The following is a 19549-nucleotide window of genomic DNA, read 5'->3' on the forward strand; positions in this document are numbered from 1 at the left end:
CATTAAGAAGCTGGGTTAGAAGGACGATTGCACTTTGATCCCGCCAATCAGCGCGTCATCGACCTTGTCCACGCCACCGGGGTGGCGGATGTATTGCAGGTTCGGGCGCACGGTCAGCCAGTTCGTGACGTGCACGCCGTAATAGAGTTCGGCGCTGTATTCGGTGTCCTGCGGTGGCAGGAAGGACGGGTCGTCGTAGTCGAAGAACGTGCGGGTCTGGTTGGTCGCCTCGGCGTTCTTGCGATAGGCCGGGTTGACGTGGACCCGGGCAAGGGCAAACCCAATGTCGTCTTTGGCGCGGGCATCGAACAAGCCTTTGTAGACGACGCCCGCCTGGACGTAGTTGTCGATGGCGTTGGTCTTTTTGTCGTGCATCGTGCCATTGGCGAACACGCTCAAGCCGCGAGAGTTGTCGCTGGCGCGGCGGGTGATTTGCTGCTGCACACCCAGCCACACACCGTGTTTGCTCGACGCGCTGCGGTACGCCTCGCCGCTCAGGGCTGCCGGCTGGCCGTTGCTGTCCTTGTAGGCATCAGTGGCCTTCGCGTTGCTGTAGTAATAACCGGCACGGTATTCACCCGGCAGGCCATTGAGCTTCGGCGACCAGACTAATTCCACTGGCAGGATCGCGCCCTGAGTGCCGCTGCCGCTGAGCTTGAAGCCATTGTCACGATCGAGGTTCGACGGGTTCTGCTCATAGGCGCCAACCTGCGCGTACAGTTCCGGTGTCAGGTGATATTTGACCCGCATGGCCCACTGGCTGACCGGCCAGTTGTACCAGATGCCACCGACCCAGTTGCCGACCTGCGAACCGCAAAACGCCAGGTTCTGGAAGTCGCACGGGAAGCTGTTGAAGTCTTCGCCCTCGCCGAAACGACCGACCTTGATGTCGAGTTTCTGATCGAAGAATTTCTGCTGATACCACATCTGCGTCAGGCGCCAGGTCTGACCACGGCCCCAGACTTCCTGAGCCGAGGTGAAACCGCCGACCCGCGGGTCGTTGATCCGGTCGTTGCTGATGTTATTGCCGTTGCGCTCGGTGATGGTCAGCTGAAACTCGGCGTCGTCCCAGCCCAGAATCTTCTGCAAGTCCAGATGGGTGCCGAGGCCGAACTGGTCGCTGTAGCGAGCGGTGCGGTCATGGTCGTAACCACCGTGCAGATTGCTGCCCATTTCGCCGGTGTAATCGACTTTGAAGTCGTAGCCTTTTTCCGAAAGTTCGGTGCGCGTGCCGTTCCAGTCGCCGAGCATCCACGGCGACTCGCTATCGAAAGCCGGAGCGGCCTGGGTGCAAGTGGCGAGGCCCAGCGCGGTGAATCCGCCGATCAGGTTCAGGGTTTTTCGACGAGCAATAGCGCTGCAGACAGCGCTGTCTCGTGGAGTTTGAAAATAAGGCATAGGGGAAGTAATTCTGGGTCTTTTTCTGGGAAGTGAACTGAAGCGGCAGTATGTCGCGGGCAGCGGAAGCGTTTCAGCTTGACGGGCGCAAGGATAATGTCCTGTTACAAATAGAGAAAGCGCTTTTAACGAGATGAATTCTTTCGTATTCGGTAACAGTGACGGGAGGCGATCTTTGAGGGTTCACCTACATTTAACGGACAGCACACAGATCGCTTTCCACCAACGAAGCCCTCGGCTAAGGTGCGCGGCTTCTTTACCCTTTCTACGCTTAAAGGCCAGGCATGACCGAACAGAACAACAACCCACTGCACGGCGTGACGCTGGAGCAAATCCTCAACGCGCTGGTTGAACACTACGAATGGTCGGGGCTGGCCGAGCGCATCGACATCCGCTGCTTCAAGAGTGACCCGAGCATCAAGTCGAGCCTGACATTCCTGCGCAAAACCCCGTGGGCACGGGAGAAGGTCGAGCACTTGTACGTGAAGTTGATGCGCACCAAGCGCCCGGTCTGACTATGGTCAACCCACCGACGCCAGGTTCTGCCGCGAGGCGTCGTGTTGTTGCCGTGGCAGCGGTGCTGGGCTGGGCCGGTCTGGCCATTCAGCTGTACCTGATTTTCTACTCACGCTGGACGCTGGCGGCCAGTCTGCTCGGTGGGTTGGTCAGCTTCTTCAGCTATTTCACGGTGCTGACCAATACGCTGGTGGCGACCGTGCTGACCTGTGAACTGACGTCCCGCGATTCGGCAGCGCGACGCTGGTTCTTGCAGTCGTGGGTGAGTAGTGGGATTGCCGTGAGCATCGCCGTGGTCGGCCTGGCATACAACGTGTTGTTGCGCCATTTATGGCATCCGCAAGGCTGGCAATGGCTGGCCGATGAACTGATGCATGACGTCATGCCACTGCTGTTCCTGGCGTATTGGTGGTTCTGTGTGCCGAAAGGCACGTTGCGACTGCGGCATATCGCTGCGTGGGTGATCTATCCACTGGTGTACTTCGCGTATGCGTTATGGCGCGGGCATCTGCTGGCGGTTTATCCCTATCCTTTCATTGATGTCGACAAGCTGGGTTATCCACAGGTGTTCGTGAATGCCGGGGGGGTATTGGTGGGGTTTGTGGTGATTGCCTTGCTATTGATGGGTATTGACCGCCAGCTTGGGCGGCGCCGATAGCGCCGCCAGCACGAATCAATCCTCGTCGCTGTCATCCAGCCGCCAATAACCGACGGCTTTGACGAACTGCTCGTTAAGCCCATGCTCATCCAGCAACACCCGGCGTATCTGCCGCGACACTTTGGATTCGGTCGCCACCCAGGCATACAGATTGCCGCTCGGCACTCGCAACTGTTTTACGGTGGTCAGCAGGTTGTCCTTGCCACCCTCGCGCAGTACCCAGATCACATTGACCTGCGCGGCGCTTTCCAGACGTTGCTGCTCGGTGCCGTTTTCCACTTCGACAATCACCAGTGCCCGACGATTCGCGGCAAGGCCTTCCAGCCGTCGAGCGATGGCGGGCAGGGCGGTTTCGTCGCCGATCAGCAAGTAGCTGTCGAACATGTCCGGCACGATCATCGAGCCGCGTGGCCCGCCGATGTGCAGGAACTGGCCGGGTTTGGCCTGCTCTGCCCACGTCGAGGCAGGTCCGTCGCCGTGCAGTACGAAGTCGATGTCCAGTTCCAGCGTGTTCAGGTCGTAACGGCGCGGGGTGTAGTCACGCATCGCCGGCATCGGCCCGTTGTCTTTGCCGGCACCGAGTACCAGGGTTTCCAAGGCTGCTTGTTCCGCCGCGTTTTGTGGGAAAAGCAGTTTGACGTGGTCGTCCGTTCCGAGGCTGATGAAGCCGGCCAGTTCAGGACCGCCCAGCGTGATGCGGCGCATGCGCGGCGTCAGGTCGACCACCCGCAACACTTGCAGACGACGGCGTTTGATTTCATGCATGACACGGTGAATGGATTGCACGATCACTTCAGTCATTCGGCTTGCTCCGGAACGGGTTGAACGGCAGGGCCATCGACGATGGCTTTGGCGGTGTTGTTGAGCAGGTCGCGCACCCGCCGGATTTCTTCGGGGCTCCAGCGGCCGTGATGCATTTGCAAGGCGTGACGCAAGTTGTGCACAGCCTCGTGGATCTCGGCTGGACGATCATGGCCGCGCAATGAGCGCTTGCTGACCTCGATGCGCATTCGCACGCCGTCCAGCGCAATGGCCTGATCGGTCAACGACAGACGTCCGACGTCGGTGATGCTGTAGCGTTTTTTGCCGCCCTCGGCGTCACCCAGGATCATTTCGCTTTCCTCAAGAAAGGTCAGGGTCGGGTAGATCACGCCGGGGCTGGGGCTGTAGGCGCCGTCGAACATACCTTCGATCTGGCGAATCAGGTCGTAGCCGTGGCAGGGCTGCTCGGCGATCAGCGCCAGCAGCAGCAATTTCAGATCGCCAGGGGCGAAGACACGGGGGCCGCGACCGCCGCGTTCCCGGCCGGGGCGTTTCTCGAAGCCGTCGCGACCGTCGCCGTGCTCGCGGTGGGGGGCATGGGGGTCTCTCATTTTTCTGATCTCTGTCGTGTTTAGATACAACTTAAGATATATCTTAAGGCGTAGACAAGGCTTTTTTTTGGGACTCGTCTTTCAGTCGACGAGTGGCGGGTACCTTCGAACGATGGAGATTTACGGGTATGCCAGGCAAATGCATTTCAAAGGGGGATGGCTCGATAAATTAAAGTCATTGCTCTATTTTTAATTGAGTTTATATTCTAAAAAACTTAAAAGCCCCACGGTTGCTAGTTGGAAATGCTGTATGGTTTTTTAGTCAAAACTGTATGTAGGGCATAACTTACAGTTCCTGTTTTATATTCTAATTTTTTGTTCTTTTTTCTTTCCGGTCATGGAGCGCTTTAACTACGTGTTCATAGGAAGTTGCCTGCTTACATTCCAGAACGAACAGTCGATCATGCCCCGGCGTTGAAAGTCACCACCCATACAACCCTTCACCGGGACGTGTTGTTTGAACTTTCAATGAACCGATCCTCTTCTAGAAAACAGGTACTGAACGATGTTCAAGAAATTCGCTATTGCTGCTCCATTGGCTGTTCTGGCACTGGGCTCCTCCATGGCTTTCGGCGCGGGCGAAGCTCGTCACTCCATCAGCCTCATCGCCCACGTACCCACCAACGGCTTCTACGTTGTGCCGACCGACCCTGACCTGGTCAACAAGGACCAGGACATGAGCTATCTGCCAACCACCGGCAAGATGGGCGAAGTCAACGGCTTCTTCGACGTGCGCAACAACAACGGTTCGGTTTCCGCCAGCCTGGAGAGTCTGCCGAAGCTGATCGCCGGTTCCACCGCGATCGATCTGCAAGTCTCGTTCAACAACAGGGTCCTGACGACGACACCGCAAATGGTCGTGGGTGAGGCCGAATCCGACGTGAATTTCCGCGCACCACTCAATATCAAGGCGTTGGGTACTACCTTCCAGCCGGGCGATTACACCGGTGCCGTGGCAATGATCTTCGACGCTGTCACCCCTTGATCGAACGATCAGGCACTAAGCGCTAACTTTTATAAGTAGCGTTACCCGGCGGACAACCTGAACGGCTTGTCCGCCGGACTCCAACGTGTTCGTAATCAGAGTAAGAGTTCATGTTCCCGATGACACCCATCGCGGCTGCGCTTGCGCTGTTGTTTTGTGCCAGCGCAGTGGCGGCTCCTGTTTCCGCCGGTACGACACCGCGAAGTCTGTTGGCGCAGGCCAAGGGGTTACCAGCAGATTTCGAGGAACATTTTTTTGATGTGCCTCTGGCTGTACGGGTCGAACTCGATCAACAGCCCCTGGGGGAAGCCATGGTGGTGTTGTCCCGTGATGATCGAATCACCCTGCTTGAATTCACCGACACCAGCGAAAACCGCTACGGCCCGGCCGAGCGGGAGAAGTGGGCCAGTTATCTCAAGCCCGGCGTGCCGTTGGGTGCGTGCACCGGTTCCTGCCCGGATCAGGTGCTGGCCGTGCACTACAACCTGGAAAACTCGCTGGTTTCGATCCTCACCGAAAACGCTGAGCGCGACCTGGAGGCCAAGCGTTATTTCGAGCAACCCTTGGGCGGCAGCAGCGGCCTGATGGTGCGCAATCAACTCAATCTCAATGGCGGTCAGCAACAGGATCTGGGCGGACGCTTCGGCCTTGAGGCCAGTGGCAGCCTGGGCAACTGGAGCCAGGCGTTCAACATGCAAATGGCCCGCCTCGGAGGCCCGGACGACAAGCTTTACCACGCGGTGCACGAGCTTTACACCCAGCGCGAGTTGCAAGGCAGTTTCCTGCGCCTGGGCTATTTCACCCCCAATTCCGAAGGGCTGACCCGCCAACCGCGCACGTTTGGCACCAGCCCCGACACGGCAGTCGGCGTCATGTACGGCAGCTCCGACAGCCTGGCGATCAACCATCCCATGCCGAGTGTCTATCCGATCTATGTCACCGCCAATCGCCAAGGCTCGGTGGAGATCTATCGCGATGGCCTGCTGATCAACACTCAGTCAGTGCCCGCCGGTTTGCAGACGCTCGACACCCGGCCGCTGGCAGGCGGGATCTATGAAGTGGAAGTGCGCTTGATCGAGGACGGACAGATCACCACGACCACCCGCGAGTTGGTGTACAAGCCCAACAACTGGCGCAACCTCGACGAGCGCTGGCGCTACAACCTGTTTGCCGGTGAAGAAAGCAAACTGCTCAGCAACTGGGATCAACAGGCGAGCGGCAGTGCGACGGCGGGGGCTTCGGTCAATTACCTGATGCATCCGCGGGTGATTGTCGGCGCGTCGGCGCGGCAGATCCGCGAAAAAATGCAGTTCGGCACGTCCATCGACTGGACGCTGGCCAACCAGATCAGTCTGTACGCCAACGTGTTCCAGACGCAGGATCATGGCACCGGCCTTGATCTGCAAAGCCTCTACAACTATGGCGCCGGCAGCCTGGTCGTCAGCCACAACCGCAGCTGGCTCGACACCACCAATATTTACGACACCCTGCCGGATGGCACCCGAGTCCGGCAACGCAACGTCTTCGTCGGCGCGACCAGCAACTCATCGCTGGCGCTCAATCATCGGATCACCAGCAAAGCCTCAATCAATGCCCGGGTTTCCCACAGCGAGGGCAACACCGAGGGCGTCGGCCTGGACCTGGGCTGGAACCAGCGCACCGTGCTGTTCGGCAGCGATGCCAACTGGCGCTTGTCGTTGTTCGATCGGCCGGGCAGTTTCAGCAGCGGCGATGCGCGCAATCGCGGCGTCGATCTGAGCATCAACCTCGCGCTGGGCACGCCGGGTGAGCAGATTACCGGCAGCATCGGCTCGCGCACCGACCGCGACGGCGGCCGCGACAACAACGCCTCTATCGGCTGGCGCAAGGATTTGAAGGATCACGTGCTGCAGAACGTCTCGGTGACAGCGCTCACCGACACCTATGGCTTGGGCATGACCAGCCTGGCCAACTTGCGCACCGACGCCATCAACGCCGACGGCTTTATCCAGCGTTCGTCTTACAACGGCAACTTCACCGGTGGCCTGAACGTGGACAGCACTCTGGTCATGGGTGGCGAGAAAATGGTGTTGACCAGCCAGCATGAAATGCGCGGCGCCGGGCTGATTGTCGACGTGGAATCGGACATCGATGACATCGCCCTGCGCGCCGACGATTACAGCGGCGGCAGCGCGGCATTGCGGCCGGGGCGCAATTTCATCCCGATCACCGCTTACCAGAACAGCTCGGTGAGTTTCGACTTTGAAGGCAACCACGTGCCGGCCGCTACGATCGAACCGGCGCGCACCCGTTACCACTTGAACAAGGGCGGCGTGGAGTACCGCAAGATCCGCGTGATGAAAACCCTGACCGTGCTCGGTCGACTGGTCGACTCGCAAGGGCAGCCGCTCAAGGGCCACCACGTGATCAACCACGCCAGTCGCGGGGTGACGGAAGTCGATGGCTTCTTCTCGATGGAAATGAACGCCGGCTCGCCGACTCTGGAAGTGCGCCAGGGCAACCAGTTGCTCTGCCAGTTCCGCCTCGATGCGAGCCGTCACCGCAGTGAAAACAACGTGTTGATGATCGGGGATCTACGCTGCACGCCGGACACCCTGGCCGATGTCACGACCACCGAACAGAAGGCGGGTTGAGCATGAAGAAGTCCATAGGCTGGCTGGGATTGTTAGCTGTGCTGAGCATGCCGTCGGCACAGGCGGCAAATCAGGAAATCCGGGCGTTGTTTCAACCGGATCCTGCGCAGCCGAGCAAAAATGTGTTCATCAACAAAACGCCGAATTCCGGGTATTGCGCGAGCTATCCATCGCAGTGCACCGAGAATGGCATGTTCAGCATCCAGATCCCGGTTCGGTTCAATTCCCAGCGCGCCATGAACCGGGGAGAAATTCTCCAGTTGAGGGCGCCGGCCAACTGGCGAAGCCTGACCGTCACCAACGCGGAAACCCAGAAAACGGAAACCGTCGAGGTGCGCATCATTGGTATGGGCTCCGAGTACGTGCTCAGTGACGCTGCCACCGTTTTGACCGGTGTATCAGACAACCTTTTAGCGCATCAGGCTCTTTGGAAGGAAAACAGCTGGGTTAATGCACCGGCGCCCTGTCAATACAGCGGTGTAGGGCTCCTCGTTCCTCACGCGTACCGGTTTTTCTGGAAAACGCCGCAAGAATCACTGTGCACGAAGACCACGCAGTTTCACATTCCGGCAATTTCCTTCAACACCGTCGACATCGCCTATGAACTACGCACACCCTATCCGCTGGGCATGTCGTCCGGGCTGTATACCGGATCGTTGACCTACTCCCTCGGCCCTCAAGCGGATTTTATGTTCGGGTCCTTGATGTACCCGGATGACGCTGCCCTGACGCTGGACTTCGTACTGGACGTCCAGCACACCCTGAAAGTCGACCTGCCGCCAGGCGGCGACAAGGTCTCGCTGGAGCCTGCGGGCGGCTGGCAGCAGTGGATCGACGGTGGTCGCAAGCCCACCAGCATCTTCCGCGACCAGATGTTCTACATCTCCGCCTCGTCGCGTTTCAAGGTGATGATGCAGTGCGCCAGTTCGCCGGGTGGCGACCGCTGCCGGATGTTTGGAGGGGGAAATGTCACTGACGTGAGAACCCTGCTCACACTGCCCGCCGGGATTACCTTCAGCGGCTATCCGGTGGGGGGCTTCGCGCTGCGACACAATGTCTGGAGTGGGCCATTTCAGCCGAGTCAGTATGTAAATCGCCAGGGTGGGTTGCTGCGTTTCGAAATCCCCAGCGATGCGATCCAACGGCTGCTGCAGCCCGGCACGAGTGCCTCGCTTTCCACCGACATCACCATCATCTGGGATTCGGAAGTTTAAGTTTCCAGCGCTGGTCAATTTATTTTTTACAGGATTGAAGACGATGAATCGTGTGTTCTTACTGGGGGCGCTCAGCCTTTTTTGCAGCATTGTGCAGGCCGGGCCGCAGATCAATGTCGGCACTGTGTATGACTATCTGGATGCGGACAAAAGTACTTACCTGAAACGGGTGTTCAACAGCGGTGACAGCACGGCGTTCGTCAAGGTCAATGTGCTGGAAATTGTCTATGACGCCGACGGCACAACCCGGGAAATTCCGGTCGAAACCGCCGCCGATGGCGCCTCGCGCAACGGCGTGATGGCCAGCCCGGCACGGCTGATCGTGCCGGCCCAGGGCATGCAGGGCACTCGGTTGTTGTACATGGGCGAGCGGGATCGCGAACGTTACTTCCGGGTGCGCTTTGTGCCGGTGGTACCTGAGAAGGAAGATGACTTTGTGGTGACCCAGGAAGAGCGCGACGACTACAAAAAGAGCCTGTCGGCCGGGGTTAACCTGATGACCGGGTTCGGCACGATTTTTTTCGTGCGGCCCAAGGACGCCCGCTTCGAGACCGCCGTGAACGAAACCGACAGTCGCTATGACCTGCGCAACAACGGCAACACAGTGGTGATCGTCGATGAATTCAAAAGCTGCTCATTGACTGAGGAAACCGACTGCGGTGCAACCACCAAGCACCATGTGCTGGCCGGCAAGACGTTCGGTTTCGACAAGGAAAAAGACCGCGAATACCGTTTTTTCCTGATTGAAGGCGACAGCAAAAAAACTCTGAAAATCGCCAGCCGCTGAGGATCTGAACACCGCAGTCCCTGTGGGAGCGAGCTTGGTCCGGGCGGCGATCCGACGATAGCGTACCGACATCCAACATTGATGTTGAATGTAATGGCCTCATCGCGAGCAAGCTCGCTCCCACAGAGTTTCGCACCCTTACTGACAGGGACTGACCAACAAGCTGCTTTCCATTCACGCAACAGGTAACGAAACATGATCAAGCAATGTGCTGTCGTCGCGTTGGTGGCGGTCAGCGGGCTAACCAGTTCACTGGCCGAAGCGGCTCGGGAACAGCACACCTTTCAGCTGTTTCTGGAAGTCCCTACCCGTGCGTTTTACATCGTGCCAACCGAGCCCGGCTGGATACATCAGCCCCTGCGACTCGAATGGAACCCAGTCACCTCGGACCTGAGCACCGTGCGCAAGTATTTTGATGTGCGGCATGCATCCAGCGCCATCCAGGCGCGCCTGGAAGACTGGGCCGATCTGTCCAACGGCAGGCCAGGCGAAGAGCTTAATTTACGGGTCCGCTTCAACGGCGTGGATTTGCGGCCCGACGTTGCTCCGCAGGATGTCGTGTCGCAGGCGGACGCCGCAACCGGCGTTCGTGTTTTACTCGAGATCATTCCGCTAAAACCGTGGATGGGTTATCGGCCGGGTGACTACAGTGGCAACGTTCTGTTGATATTCAACGCCAAGACCCCGGGGACATGAATGTCTGCATCATCGGGTACCCCTGACGCACAGGCATCAGGGGTGTTTGCAGTTGAACCTTATGACGAGGTTTTTTGCAGTGCCTCGCGCGTCAGCCGCCTGCTCAGCTGCTTTTCCTGATAGCCAATGTCGTTCAGCAATTGGCCATAAACCTCATCGCTCATCGCTTGATCGACGAACACGCTACTGTCGGCGATATCCAGTTGCCTGGCCAAGTCTTGAAGATGCCGTTTGAGGTTTTGTCTGTGCACCGTCGGCCCTCCCTTGGCGCTGACCCAGGCCTGTTGGCTTTCGCGCAGTTGATCCAGCAGTTCTGTCTTCTGTTCGTACAGCCGGGTGTTGCGCGTAAACTCGTTCGGATACGTATCACGCAGGTATTTTTCCCAGAACGGCAGCTCGATCATGTCGTTGATCAAGCCATCGCCGGCTTCCATCGACATCACCGTATCGAAGGCCGTATTGAGGGTTTTGCCGCTGACGCCGGCTATCGGGCGGAACAACATCGACTCCGACTGCCAGGGTAAACCGAGGCGTTGGGCGAGGCCGGTTTCATAGGCGAGAAATACCTCCACTTCATCAGGATTGCCTTCGCGACTGGAGAAATCAGCGCGCGCGATGTCTTCCACCCGTGCGAGGCGAGCTGCGCCTTTTGCCAGGGTGGCCAAGCTCTTTTCAAGGTCCTCGGTCGACGTCGAAAAGGCATAGGCTTCGGACACCAGCACCTTGATGCCCATGTGGTTGAACACCTGCGCACCGGCATCGGCGCAGGTGGTGGGCGCCGTCGCCATTTCAAACAGGTCCTTGCGCAACCCGGTGTCCAGGTCAATGGCTTCGATCATCCGCCAGACCCGACTGCTGAGCTGGGCACGCCGTTCACCGCCGGCGCGGTAATCGGCGCCGAGTGTCTGTTTCTGGATCAGCTCGAAAAAGCCCTCGGAGCCAGGCTCGCTCATCAGGTCGTGCCAGGCTTCTTCCCTGAAAGTGCCGAGCCCGGATACTTCTTTGCTCCACCATTCGGAGTCGTCCTTCATGGGCCATTGGGCGATCGCGTCCAGGGCCCCCTGGGCATAGGCTTGCTCGGGCGCAAGGCCGACTGAGCGCCGATATTCCTGGAACATAACCTTATTGGTGTCAGAGAGATCCCATTGATGCACGCGGGTACGCGCCACGATCAAGGCATCGTGGGAGCCTGGCACCACGTTCGGGATTTCACTGATCGGGTTTTGCTGCAGATCCAGAAAAAAGCCCCGGGGCCGATGCTTGTTGAATGGCCCGAGCCCGAGGACGCCCTGGGGCCATGTGGTGGCGCCCGTGTTGCTCAAGCACAGCACTTTCAGCCTGGGCATGCGTTCAACGTTCGGCAGCAGGCCCAACGGCGGATTGTCATCGAGCCTGATGGTTTCCATGCGGGTCAGATTTTTCAGGCGCTCGACATCCGCTGCTGTCAACGTGATCTGGTTGTCGATCAGGCGCAGAGTTCGAAGGAAGTGCATCTGGCCGATGCCTTCGGGCAGTTGTTTCAACTCACAGGCCCTGGCACTCAGCTGCCGTAGATGCGGGAAGTCCTTGAGCAGGCCGGAGGCCTTTGCGGAAAAGCGTGTGCGGTCCAGATTCAGGGTGTCGATCTGATCGAGGTACGGTTTGAGATTCGGCAGCTTTTTCCACCACCGCTCAAGGCTGACGGGAAGCAGCTCCACCGACAGGTCCAGCGCATACCCGCCCTCGGCAGTGATACTGCGCTCGCCGAAGACCGTCGCCTGTCGCTGGAAACACTCGATCAGTCGATCGCAAATGTGCAGTCCGCCCTTGTCGCGAAAGGACTGGCTGCCCGGCCCCCAGCCTTCAGGTTGCTGGAATCGCCACTGATTGAGCAGCACCTTGAGATCATCCAGCTCGCGTTCCAGTCGTGTCAGTGTCTGATGCCCTTGTTCTTCCGATCCAAGGGAGCGGACAAAGGTGCGGGTCTCGCGCTGGTTGAAATGCGGATACAAATCCTCGACCCGTTCTGTGAGCGTGGTCGCCGATCTGGACAAGGTCGGGCCACGCAGTAACAGCATGTCTTCGAATACAGGGTGCGTGCGGATCGGCGGCTCGGCCAGCGCGGTACGGCGTTCGACGGGGGTATCGGTCTTGCCCATAACCCATTGCTTCAAAAAATTGCCCTGGCCTGGCCGGTAGCCCAAGTGCGCCTGTTTGTCCGCGGGCAAAGCCTGGAGGACCGCTTCGTAAAAGTCCTGCGCTTCACTGAGTGGGTAGTTGTCGCCGTCCCTGATTTCATACCGGCCCCTTTCATCCCTGATCAGCATGCGCACCGTCGACGCTTGCTGCGAGCCGACACTGCACCGCGGCGGCCCGATGTCTGAGGCATCACGCACCTCGATCCGCAGATCATGGAAGGTGTCGGTATGAATTCTCAGCGCGTTCAACATCAGGTTTTCGGTTTCCGGAACCCACTGCAATGCGTCCTCGAACCCGGCGTAGGCATGGTTCGTTCGTGCCTCGAATGCGGCTTCGCGGGCGCGGCTTTTGATGCTCAACGGCAGTCGATGCTCTTGTGCCATGCGCTCCAGGTCAGCACCTTCGGCATTGCTCAACAGGGTTGTGACCGCACGGGTAGGCAACTCGGGAAAGGCTTCGCGAATCAGCTGAACCCGAGGATCTGCGGTGGCCTGTGCGCCTTGATACAAGTAATTGAAGACTTCTGCATGACGGCGTTGTGCTTCATCAGCCAGGCGATTGCGCAGGGCTTGCACCTGTTCGGTTTTGGCGAATGTCCCTCCGAGCAAAGCCTCGAGCTGCGGGGCATCGAGAAAGTCGACCAGGGTTTGCGCAAACTGCTTGCTCATGATGTGGGACAGGCTGGTGGACAGTGTCTGCTCGCTGGTCGCGGTGGCATTGCCATACTGGCGAAAATGCCCGGTCAGATCGGCATTTTGATAAATCTTCAGTGCTTTGTCCGAAGGCCAGCCGCCAAGGTAAGTCACCAACGGCTCGAACCAGTAAGAGGAGGGATCGAGCGCCTGACCGGTTCGAATCCGTTGAAGGGTTTGGTGAGTAAGCCGCTGGATTTCCAGGCGTTTGAGGCTGTCTTCCAGAAGCGGTGGCGGGGGCATGTGGTCGACGTACATCTTGCGCAACGCGCCGTCTTCAGTGCCGCTGACGAGGCGCGCGTTTTCCAGTTGAGTGTCGTTGAAAGCATCGACACTGTGGCCCAGACGCCGCATCAGTGTCGGCCTTTCCCAGGTCCGCGGGCTCTCCGCTTCGTGGGTCCAGGCGCCGAGACCGTTGTGTTGCAACTCGGGCCTATAGGCATTCGGACGTTGCGGATGGGTGACGCGGTAACCGCCGGTTTGTGCGTCTTTGTGCACGGCGAAATGTTTGTCATCCAGCGGCAGTATTGTTTGCCCTTCGTGGGCATGCAGGCCGAGTTTGTCGGGCCTGGAATCGGTCGCCAAGGTCAGACCTGATAGTTCGTAAGCTTTAAGGTCGGGATGCCACAGCCGTCGTTCACCATTGGGCCGTTTCACCGGTTTCATGCCTTCGACTAGCGGCGACAGTTTCAGGCGAGCGAGGTCGCCGATCTTCGCGCCTGCGGCAAACAGGGCCAGTTGAACGATGTCCGTGACCACGCCGACGACATGCTCGGCGGCTTCAATCTGCAGTCCTTCGGCCAGGTCGACAATACCTTCGATAACGTCGCTGGTGATCTGATACGCGGTGTACACCATCATCAATTCCCCCACGCCGGGGACGAACGGTGTGACGACCAGCAACGCCACATTGAAGATGTCCGAGACTATTTTCTTGAAGTTGTCCCACCAGGCCCAACGTGCATTGCGGTCGGTATCGGCAGTTGACACGGCAATGTGCTGGGCGTCGTTGAGGATTTTGTTCAGTTTTGCCTGGTACAGGTGCTCCCAGAGGTCGCCTCTGATCGGCGTTGCGCTGAACTGCAGATGGACAGCGGTTTTCGGGGTTTCGCGCCAGTTCGGAAGCGGGTCCAGCGGCGTTCTGTAATGCCATTTCACATTGAACAGGCGTTGTTGCAGTTCGCCGAAAAAATGCCCCCGTTGCGTCTGGTCGACGAACCGGCTGAAGTACTGGCGATAGCTCATGCCGGAGGAAGAGATGACGGCATCGTCGCGCAGTTGCCGGGTCAGTTCATTCATGAAAGCGCTGGTCGAGGGGTATTCCTTGAGCGGATGCTCCGGGTCTTGCGGCACGTAAGCAATGACGGGCACGACACCACGATGCTGCTCCAGATCCGGGGCGATCAGCACGATGCCTGTCAGCCGGCTGTCCAGAATGTACAGTTCAGCGAATTGCATCGCCCTGCCGTTGCGCAGCAGATTGCGCTGGCCGTCGAGCATGTTGAGGATCAGGACGCGGGCGCCGAAGTCGATATCTCCGGTCATGACCGCCTGTTGAGCCGCCGCCTTGAAGGCCGCTTTCTCGCTATCTGTGATCCAGCGCTGCAACACATACTGCGCAACGCCATCCCTGGGCCGCAGCTGTTCTTCCAGGTATTGGCTGTAGTGCGCGCCGATGTCCAGTTCGCGGCACAAATTCTGAAACCCGGGGATAGACATCTTGCGTTTGATCGGCAATACGGCGAAGTGCCCACGGGAATCGGGCTGGCTGATGAACTCCGAGTCCGGTTCGCTGGTTTCGCTGGCGGCGAAGTTGTGCAGCGCGGCATCGAGCAGCGATACGGTTCGCGTGACGACCCCGTCGTTCGAATCGATGATGTACCAAGGGTTTTTTTTGGGTAAATAAAGATACAAGTAAGTAGTTCTTACATCGACCTCAACACCGAATTGTTTCTTCAGCGCGTCGGTAAGTAACGGCTCGGCGAACTGGTAAATGTTTTGCAACTTGTCGAGGAAACGGTCGATCTTGTTGCGAGAGGACCAGAGTTCGAGGTTGGCATTTTGCAAGTGCGCGTGATCGCGGTCCGTGGCTGTCTTGATCCATGGCGCAGGCGTCGTTTTTGTTAGGGCCAGCTCTCTGACGCTTCGCAACGGAGTGTTCTTGAATGTGGGGTGAATCCGGCTCTCGATGAACGCGTAATGACGACCTTTATTGTCGGCTTGCGACCGTTCAGACGTACTTCCTTGTAAGTCAGGCATGCTGTTGATAAACCTTGGGCATTAATGGGAGTCATCAGCCTAACGCCCTCGGCTCAAACTAAAAGCCTGAATTACCGCTGTTTTTATAAGCGTTCGTCCCCACAACGCATTGGAATTATCAATGCCGAAAATAATTAATTACCGCCCTTTTTTATCCGCGGCGAGCTACCTCGACCGGCAGGCATTGCGTATGAGTACCCGGTTGCAGATACGGCGTCAGAATCGGCGCCATGCCCTTGAGTACCTGGACCGGCAACGCCGAAGTGAACTTGAAGGCTTCAGCCGTGCGCCCGGGCACGAAAGCGGTCAAGGTGCCGAAATGGGTATCGCCGATGTAGAACACGAAAGTCGCCGTCCGGTTGATGGATTTCGAGCTCAGAATCCGTCCGCCCGAACCGATGGCTTCAATGCGGTTATCCCCGGTCCCGGTTTTGCCGCCCATGGCCAACGGTTTGCCATCCGGCGTGATGAAACTGCCGGAAACACGTTTGGCCGTACCGGCATCCACCACTTGCGACAAGGCTTCGCGCATGGCCGTGGCGACCTCGGAAGGCATCACCCGTTTACCGACATCCGGGTCATTGATCAGTTTGGTTTCGTACGGCGTGTTCGCCGCGAAGTGCAGGCTGTCGATACGCAGGGTCGGCATCCGCACACCGTCATTGAGAATGGTGCCGATCAGCTCCGCCAATGCCGCAGGACGGTCGCCGGAGCTGCCAATGGCGGTGGCCAGCGACGGCACCAAGTGGTCGAACGGATAGCCGACTTTTTGCCAGCGCTGGTGAATGTCGAGGAACGCTTCGATCTCCAGCATGGTGCGAATGCGGCTGTCGCGTGCACCTTTGTGACGGCTTTTGAACAACCAACTGTAGACTTCCTGACGTTCGAAGTGGCTGGCTTTGACGATCTGGCTCCACTTGGCATCCGGGTTGCTCAGCAGGTAGCCCATCAGCCACAGATCCAGTGGGTGAACCTTGGCGATGAAGCCCTGATCCGGCAAGTCGTAGGCGCCGGGGCTGTAATTTTCGTAGAGCCGTTGGAGGCGCTCCTCCGTCAGTTTTTCGGTGAGCTTGGCGCCTTTGAGGTGTGAACGCACGAAGGTGTTGAAGCTTTCCTGACTGGCCTGTGGCAGCAGATAACGATGCACGGCGGCCATGCGAATCGGCGTCGGGCGCATGCTGTCGAGGAAGGTTTCGAGCCGCGCCTGGGTGTCCTTGTTTTTGTACTTCTTCCAGAACTTCAGCAGGAACGACGTGCCTTCGCGGTCGGCAAAAGAGGCCAGGTATTCCTGACGCCGAGGGTCGCGATCGTCCTTGAGTAACTCGGCACTGCTGTTGGGGCCGGAGTAGGTGGTGTAGCGCACCAGGTCACGCATCAGCCGAATGAATGGCAGGTTGATCGATTCGCGCAGGGCATCGCGCAGCGTTGGCAGGCGGCCGTTGTCTTCTTTGCGAAAGTTCACGAATGTGTGTAATCCACCGCCGGTAAAAAAGGCTTCGCCGGGGCTGGCGGAGTATTTGCGGTCCAGCGCGGCACCCAGCATTGCCGGCAGGTTGCGGTCTGTATTCTGGATCAGGTAATCGACGGCCCAGCGGCTCAGGCGATCCTGGTCCGGGACGTCGACTTTCTTCAATTCCGGTACGGTCATCTCAGCGTACTTTTCGTGCAGCTCGGCGATGATTTGCAGATAGGTCGTCAGCACGCGCATTTTCGCGGTGGAGCCCAGTTCCAGCTTGCTGCCTTCATTGATATCAAACGGCTGATCGGTGCTGTCGGTCTGTACTCGCACCCGCGAGCCGTCCGGAGTCAGTTCGAACAGGGTGAAGCTGTAGCGCACTTGCGTGGTGCTGGTGGGGGTGAGCAGGCGTTCGCCCATCAGGCCGATTTGCGTCGCAAAAACCGGGTCGGCCAAATGCTTGAGGTATTCGGTGGCCTGGGTTTGCAGATCGCCTTGCAGCGTACTGGTGGCCGAGAGATCGAGACGATCGAGGTCGTACAGCGGCCGATTGAGCAACCCGCCCAGGCGGCTGCGCGCCACGCTGATGCCCTTGTTGGTTTCGATCGGCTGGAGGGTGGGCTGGGTTTGCCAGTCGCGATAGATCACTTTGCTGGCCAATGCCGCTGCGGCGAGAGGCGCATCGAGCACGCCGTTCTGTGCCAGCAGGCGAATGTGGCTGTCGGTGAGGCCGGCCAGCTCCACGTGACCTTTGGTCAGGTAATGGGAAGGGCGGCGCTGGGCAATCATCAACGAGAGCATTTCACGAAGCGCCAGGCCTTTTTCCGACATGCTTTTCGGATCTGTCGCGTTGCTGGCCAGCCGTTCGTTGGCCTTGTTGAAATCGGCGCCGTACCAGACGCGCAAACCTTCGGCCATGCCATGCACTTCACCGTGGCCCGGTACGGCCGACAGGGGCACGCTGTTGAGGTAATCGCGAACTACGTTCTGCCGGGCTTCGAGGGTCTGCGGTCCGGCCTGATAGGCGCGCACGCTGGCGGAAATCATCTGGCGGATTTTTTCCGCGCCCGACACGGTCAAGCCATCGGGCGAATGCCGGTACTTCTCAAGTTGCGTGGCCAGGGTACTGCCGCCCGCCGACTGGCCTGGCAGGTGCAACAACTTGGCGACCTGGGACCAAGCCGCCATGCCGAACCGTGGCCAATCCACCGCAGGGTTGGCCTGGGGCTGACGCGGGTCGAGCAGAAAGCGGTTTTCGATGAACAGTAAACTGTTGACCACCACGGGAGGGATCGCCGCAAAGCTTGAATAGAGTTGTTGTGGGTATTTGTACTGGTAGAGCGGTGCCGCTCGGCAATCCGTGATCGACAGTCCAGCCTGAATTTTCTCCGCGTAGGGCACGAAAAGGCCCTTGTCGGTGTAGTCCATCAGCTTTTGGGAAAACCGGGTTTGTGACGCAACAACATAATCGCGCTTGATCAGACGCGGCAGGAATTCATTCAGGGAGCTGTAGCCCAGACGCTGATCGAATGGCCCGGCGCCGGGATAACGAATGGCCTCGCTGGGGCCGCGTTGCATGTCATAGGTCAGGGAGGCGGCAAATTGGCTGACTTCCCGGGATTGAAATTTCGAGGTGCGCATTTCCTTGGCGGCAGCCAGACTCAGGACAATCAGAATAATCAGCAACAGCAACCAGAATGCCCCCCAACCGTGCGTCGTACGACTGCGAGGGGGTTTTTCAGGTAAAGGCGCTTCATCCACACGTTCAGTCGGAACCACATTTTTACTCGAATCGGTTTGCCATAAAGCGCCCATAGTCGACTGATCCATTCACGCAGATTGATCGGGCTTGTCTGAAGCTTAGACGGTGGTTGGCGATGATGAAAAAATTGTGAACACACAAATATCGTGGATCCACTTTGACTTGCGGCGAGGGGATTTAGCGGAACGCCGCACCGCCCCGTCCGGCTGCGCAGCAGTCGTCATCCTTCAAGCGAAAGGGCGAGGGTGACTGGTTTGGGGCGGCTGCACCACCCAACGGGGCTGTGCGGCGTTCCGCTAAATCCCCTCGCCACGTTATAACCAACTGGCATCCCAGAGCGGGTAATCACCGATTTTTTCCACCAGTCCTGCACGCAATGGATTGGCAACTATGTATCGAGCGAACGGCAGGAGTTCTTCTCCATCGCGGATTGCTCGGTCGTGGTAGCCGGTTTGCCATAGTGGGCCATGTCGGCCGGTCATTTTGTTCACTGCCTGGGTGCATCGTGCTTTGGTGGCACCGATGACATTCCCTAAATTGCCGTCTTGCAATTGCATCAGCCAATGAAAGTGATCGGGCATGACAACCCAGGCAATCGAATTCACTCGCCCTGAATCGTGCATTCGACGAAGTTCCGCTACAAGTAACCGCCCTAGACGCCAATCAGAAAAGATGGGCTGGCGCTTGTGGATAACTGCGGTGATGAGATAGGCACGACCGTTTTCGGAGTGCCGGCCGAAGCGCAGACGATGTGAATTCGGATGAGTAGGCAATCCATTGCTTCCTTGTTTGATCGTCGGATGACGCTATTAGGCTAAGCGCCGGCGGCCATGATCGGCTCCACAATTGTTGAGTGAATATTCTGATTTCTGTGAAGGATTTAGTGAGGGTGCCTTTGCGGCGAGGGGATTTATTGTGATGAGGGGATTTATTGTGGCGAGG

13 protein-coding genes are annotated in these 19549 nt (G+C 58.3%); 7 read left to right on the forward strand and 6 right to left on the reverse strand.

Annotation, left to right across the window (positions count from 1 at the left end):
- Positions 1-15: 15 nt before the first annotated feature.
- Positions 16-1398, reverse strand: a complete 1383-nt coding sequence (locus tag ACYZTR_RS06320) for a carbohydrate porin (protein ID WP_461977331.1) — start codon at positions 1396-1398, stop codon at positions 16-18.
- Positions 1399-1682: 284 nt separating this feature from the next.
- Here ACYZTR_RS06320 and ACYZTR_RS06325 point away from each other — a divergent pair, with 284 nt between their 5' ends.
- The gene (locus ACYZTR_RS06325; RefSeq protein ID WP_282375289.1) at positions 1683-1913 is read left to right on the forward strand and encodes a VF530 family protein; all 231 of its coding nucleotides are present in this window, start codon (positions 1683-1685) and stop codon (positions 1911-1913) included.
- 2 nt (positions 1914-1915) lie between these two features.
- Positions 1916-2572, forward strand: coding sequence for a Pr6Pr family membrane protein (locus ACYZTR_RS06330; RefSeq protein ID WP_461977333.1), 657 nt, complete (start codon positions 1916-1918; stop codon positions 2570-2572).
- Positions 2573-2587: 15 nt separating this feature from the next.
- Here the strand turns inward: ACYZTR_RS06330 and ACYZTR_RS06335 are convergent, their stop codons facing one another.
- A complete protein-coding gene (locus ACYZTR_RS06335; protein WP_461977335.1) occupies positions 2588-3373 on the reverse strand; it encodes a siderophore-interacting protein in 786 nt (261 codons plus the stop codon).
- On the reverse strand, positions 3370-3945 hold the full coding sequence (locus ACYZTR_RS06340) for a PadR family transcriptional regulator (RefSeq protein WP_461977337.1): 576 nt from the start codon (positions 3943-3945) through the stop codon (positions 3370-3372). Before ACYZTR_RS06340 ends, ACYZTR_RS06335 begins: the two co-directional genes overlap by 4 nt.
- A 505-nt stretch (positions 3946-4450) precedes the next feature.
- Between ACYZTR_RS06340 and ACYZTR_RS06345 the strand changes: the two genes are divergently transcribed.
- The 5 genes from ACYZTR_RS06345 (at position 4451) to ACYZTR_RS06365 (ending at position 10260) form a co-directional block, all read left to right on the forward strand.
- Positions 4451-4930, forward strand: coding sequence for a CS1 type fimbrial major subunit (locus ACYZTR_RS06345; RefSeq protein WP_461977339.1), 480 nt, complete (start codon positions 4451-4453; stop codon positions 4928-4930).
- Between the two features lie 110 nt (positions 4931-5040).
- Positions 5041-7563, forward strand: a complete 2523-nt coding sequence (locus ACYZTR_RS06350; RefSeq protein WP_461977341.1) for a CS1-pili formation C-terminal domain-containing protein — start codon at positions 5041-5043, stop codon at positions 7561-7563.
- A gap of 2 nt (positions 7564-7565) precedes the next feature.
- On the forward strand, positions 7566-8777 hold the full coding sequence (locus ACYZTR_RS06355) for a hypothetical protein (protein ID WP_461977343.1): 1212 nt from the start codon (positions 7566-7568) through the stop codon (positions 8775-8777).
- Between the two features lie 43 nt (positions 8778-8820).
- A complete protein-coding gene (locus ACYZTR_RS06360) occupies positions 8821-9564 on the forward strand; it encodes a molecular chaperone (RefSeq protein ID WP_461977345.1) in 744 nt (247 codons plus the stop codon).
- A gap of 195 nt (positions 9565-9759) precedes the next feature.
- The gene (locus ACYZTR_RS06365) at positions 9760-10260 is read left to right on the forward strand and encodes a CS1 type fimbrial major subunit (protein WP_461977347.1); all 501 of its coding nucleotides are present in this window, start codon (positions 9760-9762) and stop codon (positions 10258-10260) included.
- A 59-nt stretch (positions 10261-10319) separates the two neighbouring features.
- Here ACYZTR_RS06365 and ACYZTR_RS06370 read toward each other — a convergent pair whose 3' ends face one another.
- From ACYZTR_RS06370 to ACYZTR_RS06380, 3 genes are all read right to left on the reverse strand, one after another.
- Entirely contained in the window at positions 10320-15389 is a 5070-nt protein-coding gene (locus tag ACYZTR_RS06370) for an NEL-type E3 ubiquitin ligase domain-containing protein (protein ID WP_461977349.1), read from the reverse strand.
- 151 nt (positions 15390-15540) lie between these two features.
- Positions 15541-18660, reverse strand: a complete 3120-nt coding sequence (locus ACYZTR_RS06375; protein ID WP_461977351.1) for a transglycosylase domain-containing protein — start codon at positions 18658-18660, stop codon at positions 15541-15543.
- 261 nt (positions 18661-18921) lie between these two features.
- A complete protein-coding gene (locus ACYZTR_RS06380; RefSeq protein WP_461977353.1) occupies positions 18922-19380 on the reverse strand; it encodes an REP-associated tyrosine transposase in 459 nt (152 codons plus the stop codon).
- Positions 19381-19549 lie beyond the last annotated feature (169 nt).

It is taken from the genome of Pseudomonas sp. Hz4, from assembly GCF_054898165.1.

Excerpts from the sequence above, each read along its gene's own strand:
- ACYZTR_RS06350 (WP_461977341.1), top strand. The coding sequence starts at position 5,041 with ATGTTCCCGATGACACCCATCGCGGCTGCGCTTGCGCTGTTGTTTTGT.
- ACYZTR_RS06340 (WP_461977337.1), bottom strand. The coding sequence starts at position 3,945 with ATGAGAGACCCCCATGCCCCCCACCGCGAGCACGGCGACGGTCGCGAC.
- ACYZTR_RS06355 (WP_461977343.1), top strand. The coding sequence starts at position 7,566 with ATGAAGAAGTCCATAGGCTGGCTGGGATTGTTAGCTGTGCTGAGCATG.
- ACYZTR_RS06345 (WP_461977339.1), top strand. The coding sequence starts at position 4,451 with ATGTTCAAGAAATTCGCTATTGCTGCTCCATTGGCTGTTCTGGCACTG.
- ACYZTR_RS06320 (WP_461977331.1), bottom strand. The coding sequence starts at position 1,398 with ATGCCTTATTTTCAAACTCCACGAGACAGCGCTGTCTGCAGCGCTATT.
- ACYZTR_RS06325 (WP_282375289.1), top strand. The coding sequence starts at position 1,683 with ATGACCGAACAGAACAACAACCCACTGCACGGCGTGACGCTGGAGCAA.
- ACYZTR_RS06375 (WP_461977351.1), bottom strand. The coding sequence starts at position 18,660 with ATGGGCGCTTTATGGCAAACCGATTCGAGTAAAAATGTGGTTCCGACT.
- ACYZTR_RS06370 (WP_461977349.1), bottom strand. The coding sequence starts at position 15,389 with ATGCCTGACTTACAAGGAAGTACGTCTGAACGGTCGCAAGCCGACAAT.
- ACYZTR_RS06335 (WP_461977335.1), bottom strand. The coding sequence starts at position 3,373 with ATGACTGAAGTGATCGTGCAATCCATTCACCGTGTCATGCATGAAATC.
- ACYZTR_RS06365 (WP_461977347.1), top strand. The coding sequence starts at position 9,760 with ATGATCAAGCAATGTGCTGTCGTCGCGTTGGTGGCGGTCAGCGGGCTA.
- ACYZTR_RS06360 (WP_461977345.1), top strand. The coding sequence starts at position 8,821 with ATGAATCGTGTGTTCTTACTGGGGGCGCTCAGCCTTTTTTGCAGCATT.
- ACYZTR_RS06330 (WP_461977333.1), top strand. The coding sequence starts at position 1,916 with ATGGTCAACCCACCGACGCCAGGTTCTGCCGCGAGGCGTCGTGTTGTT.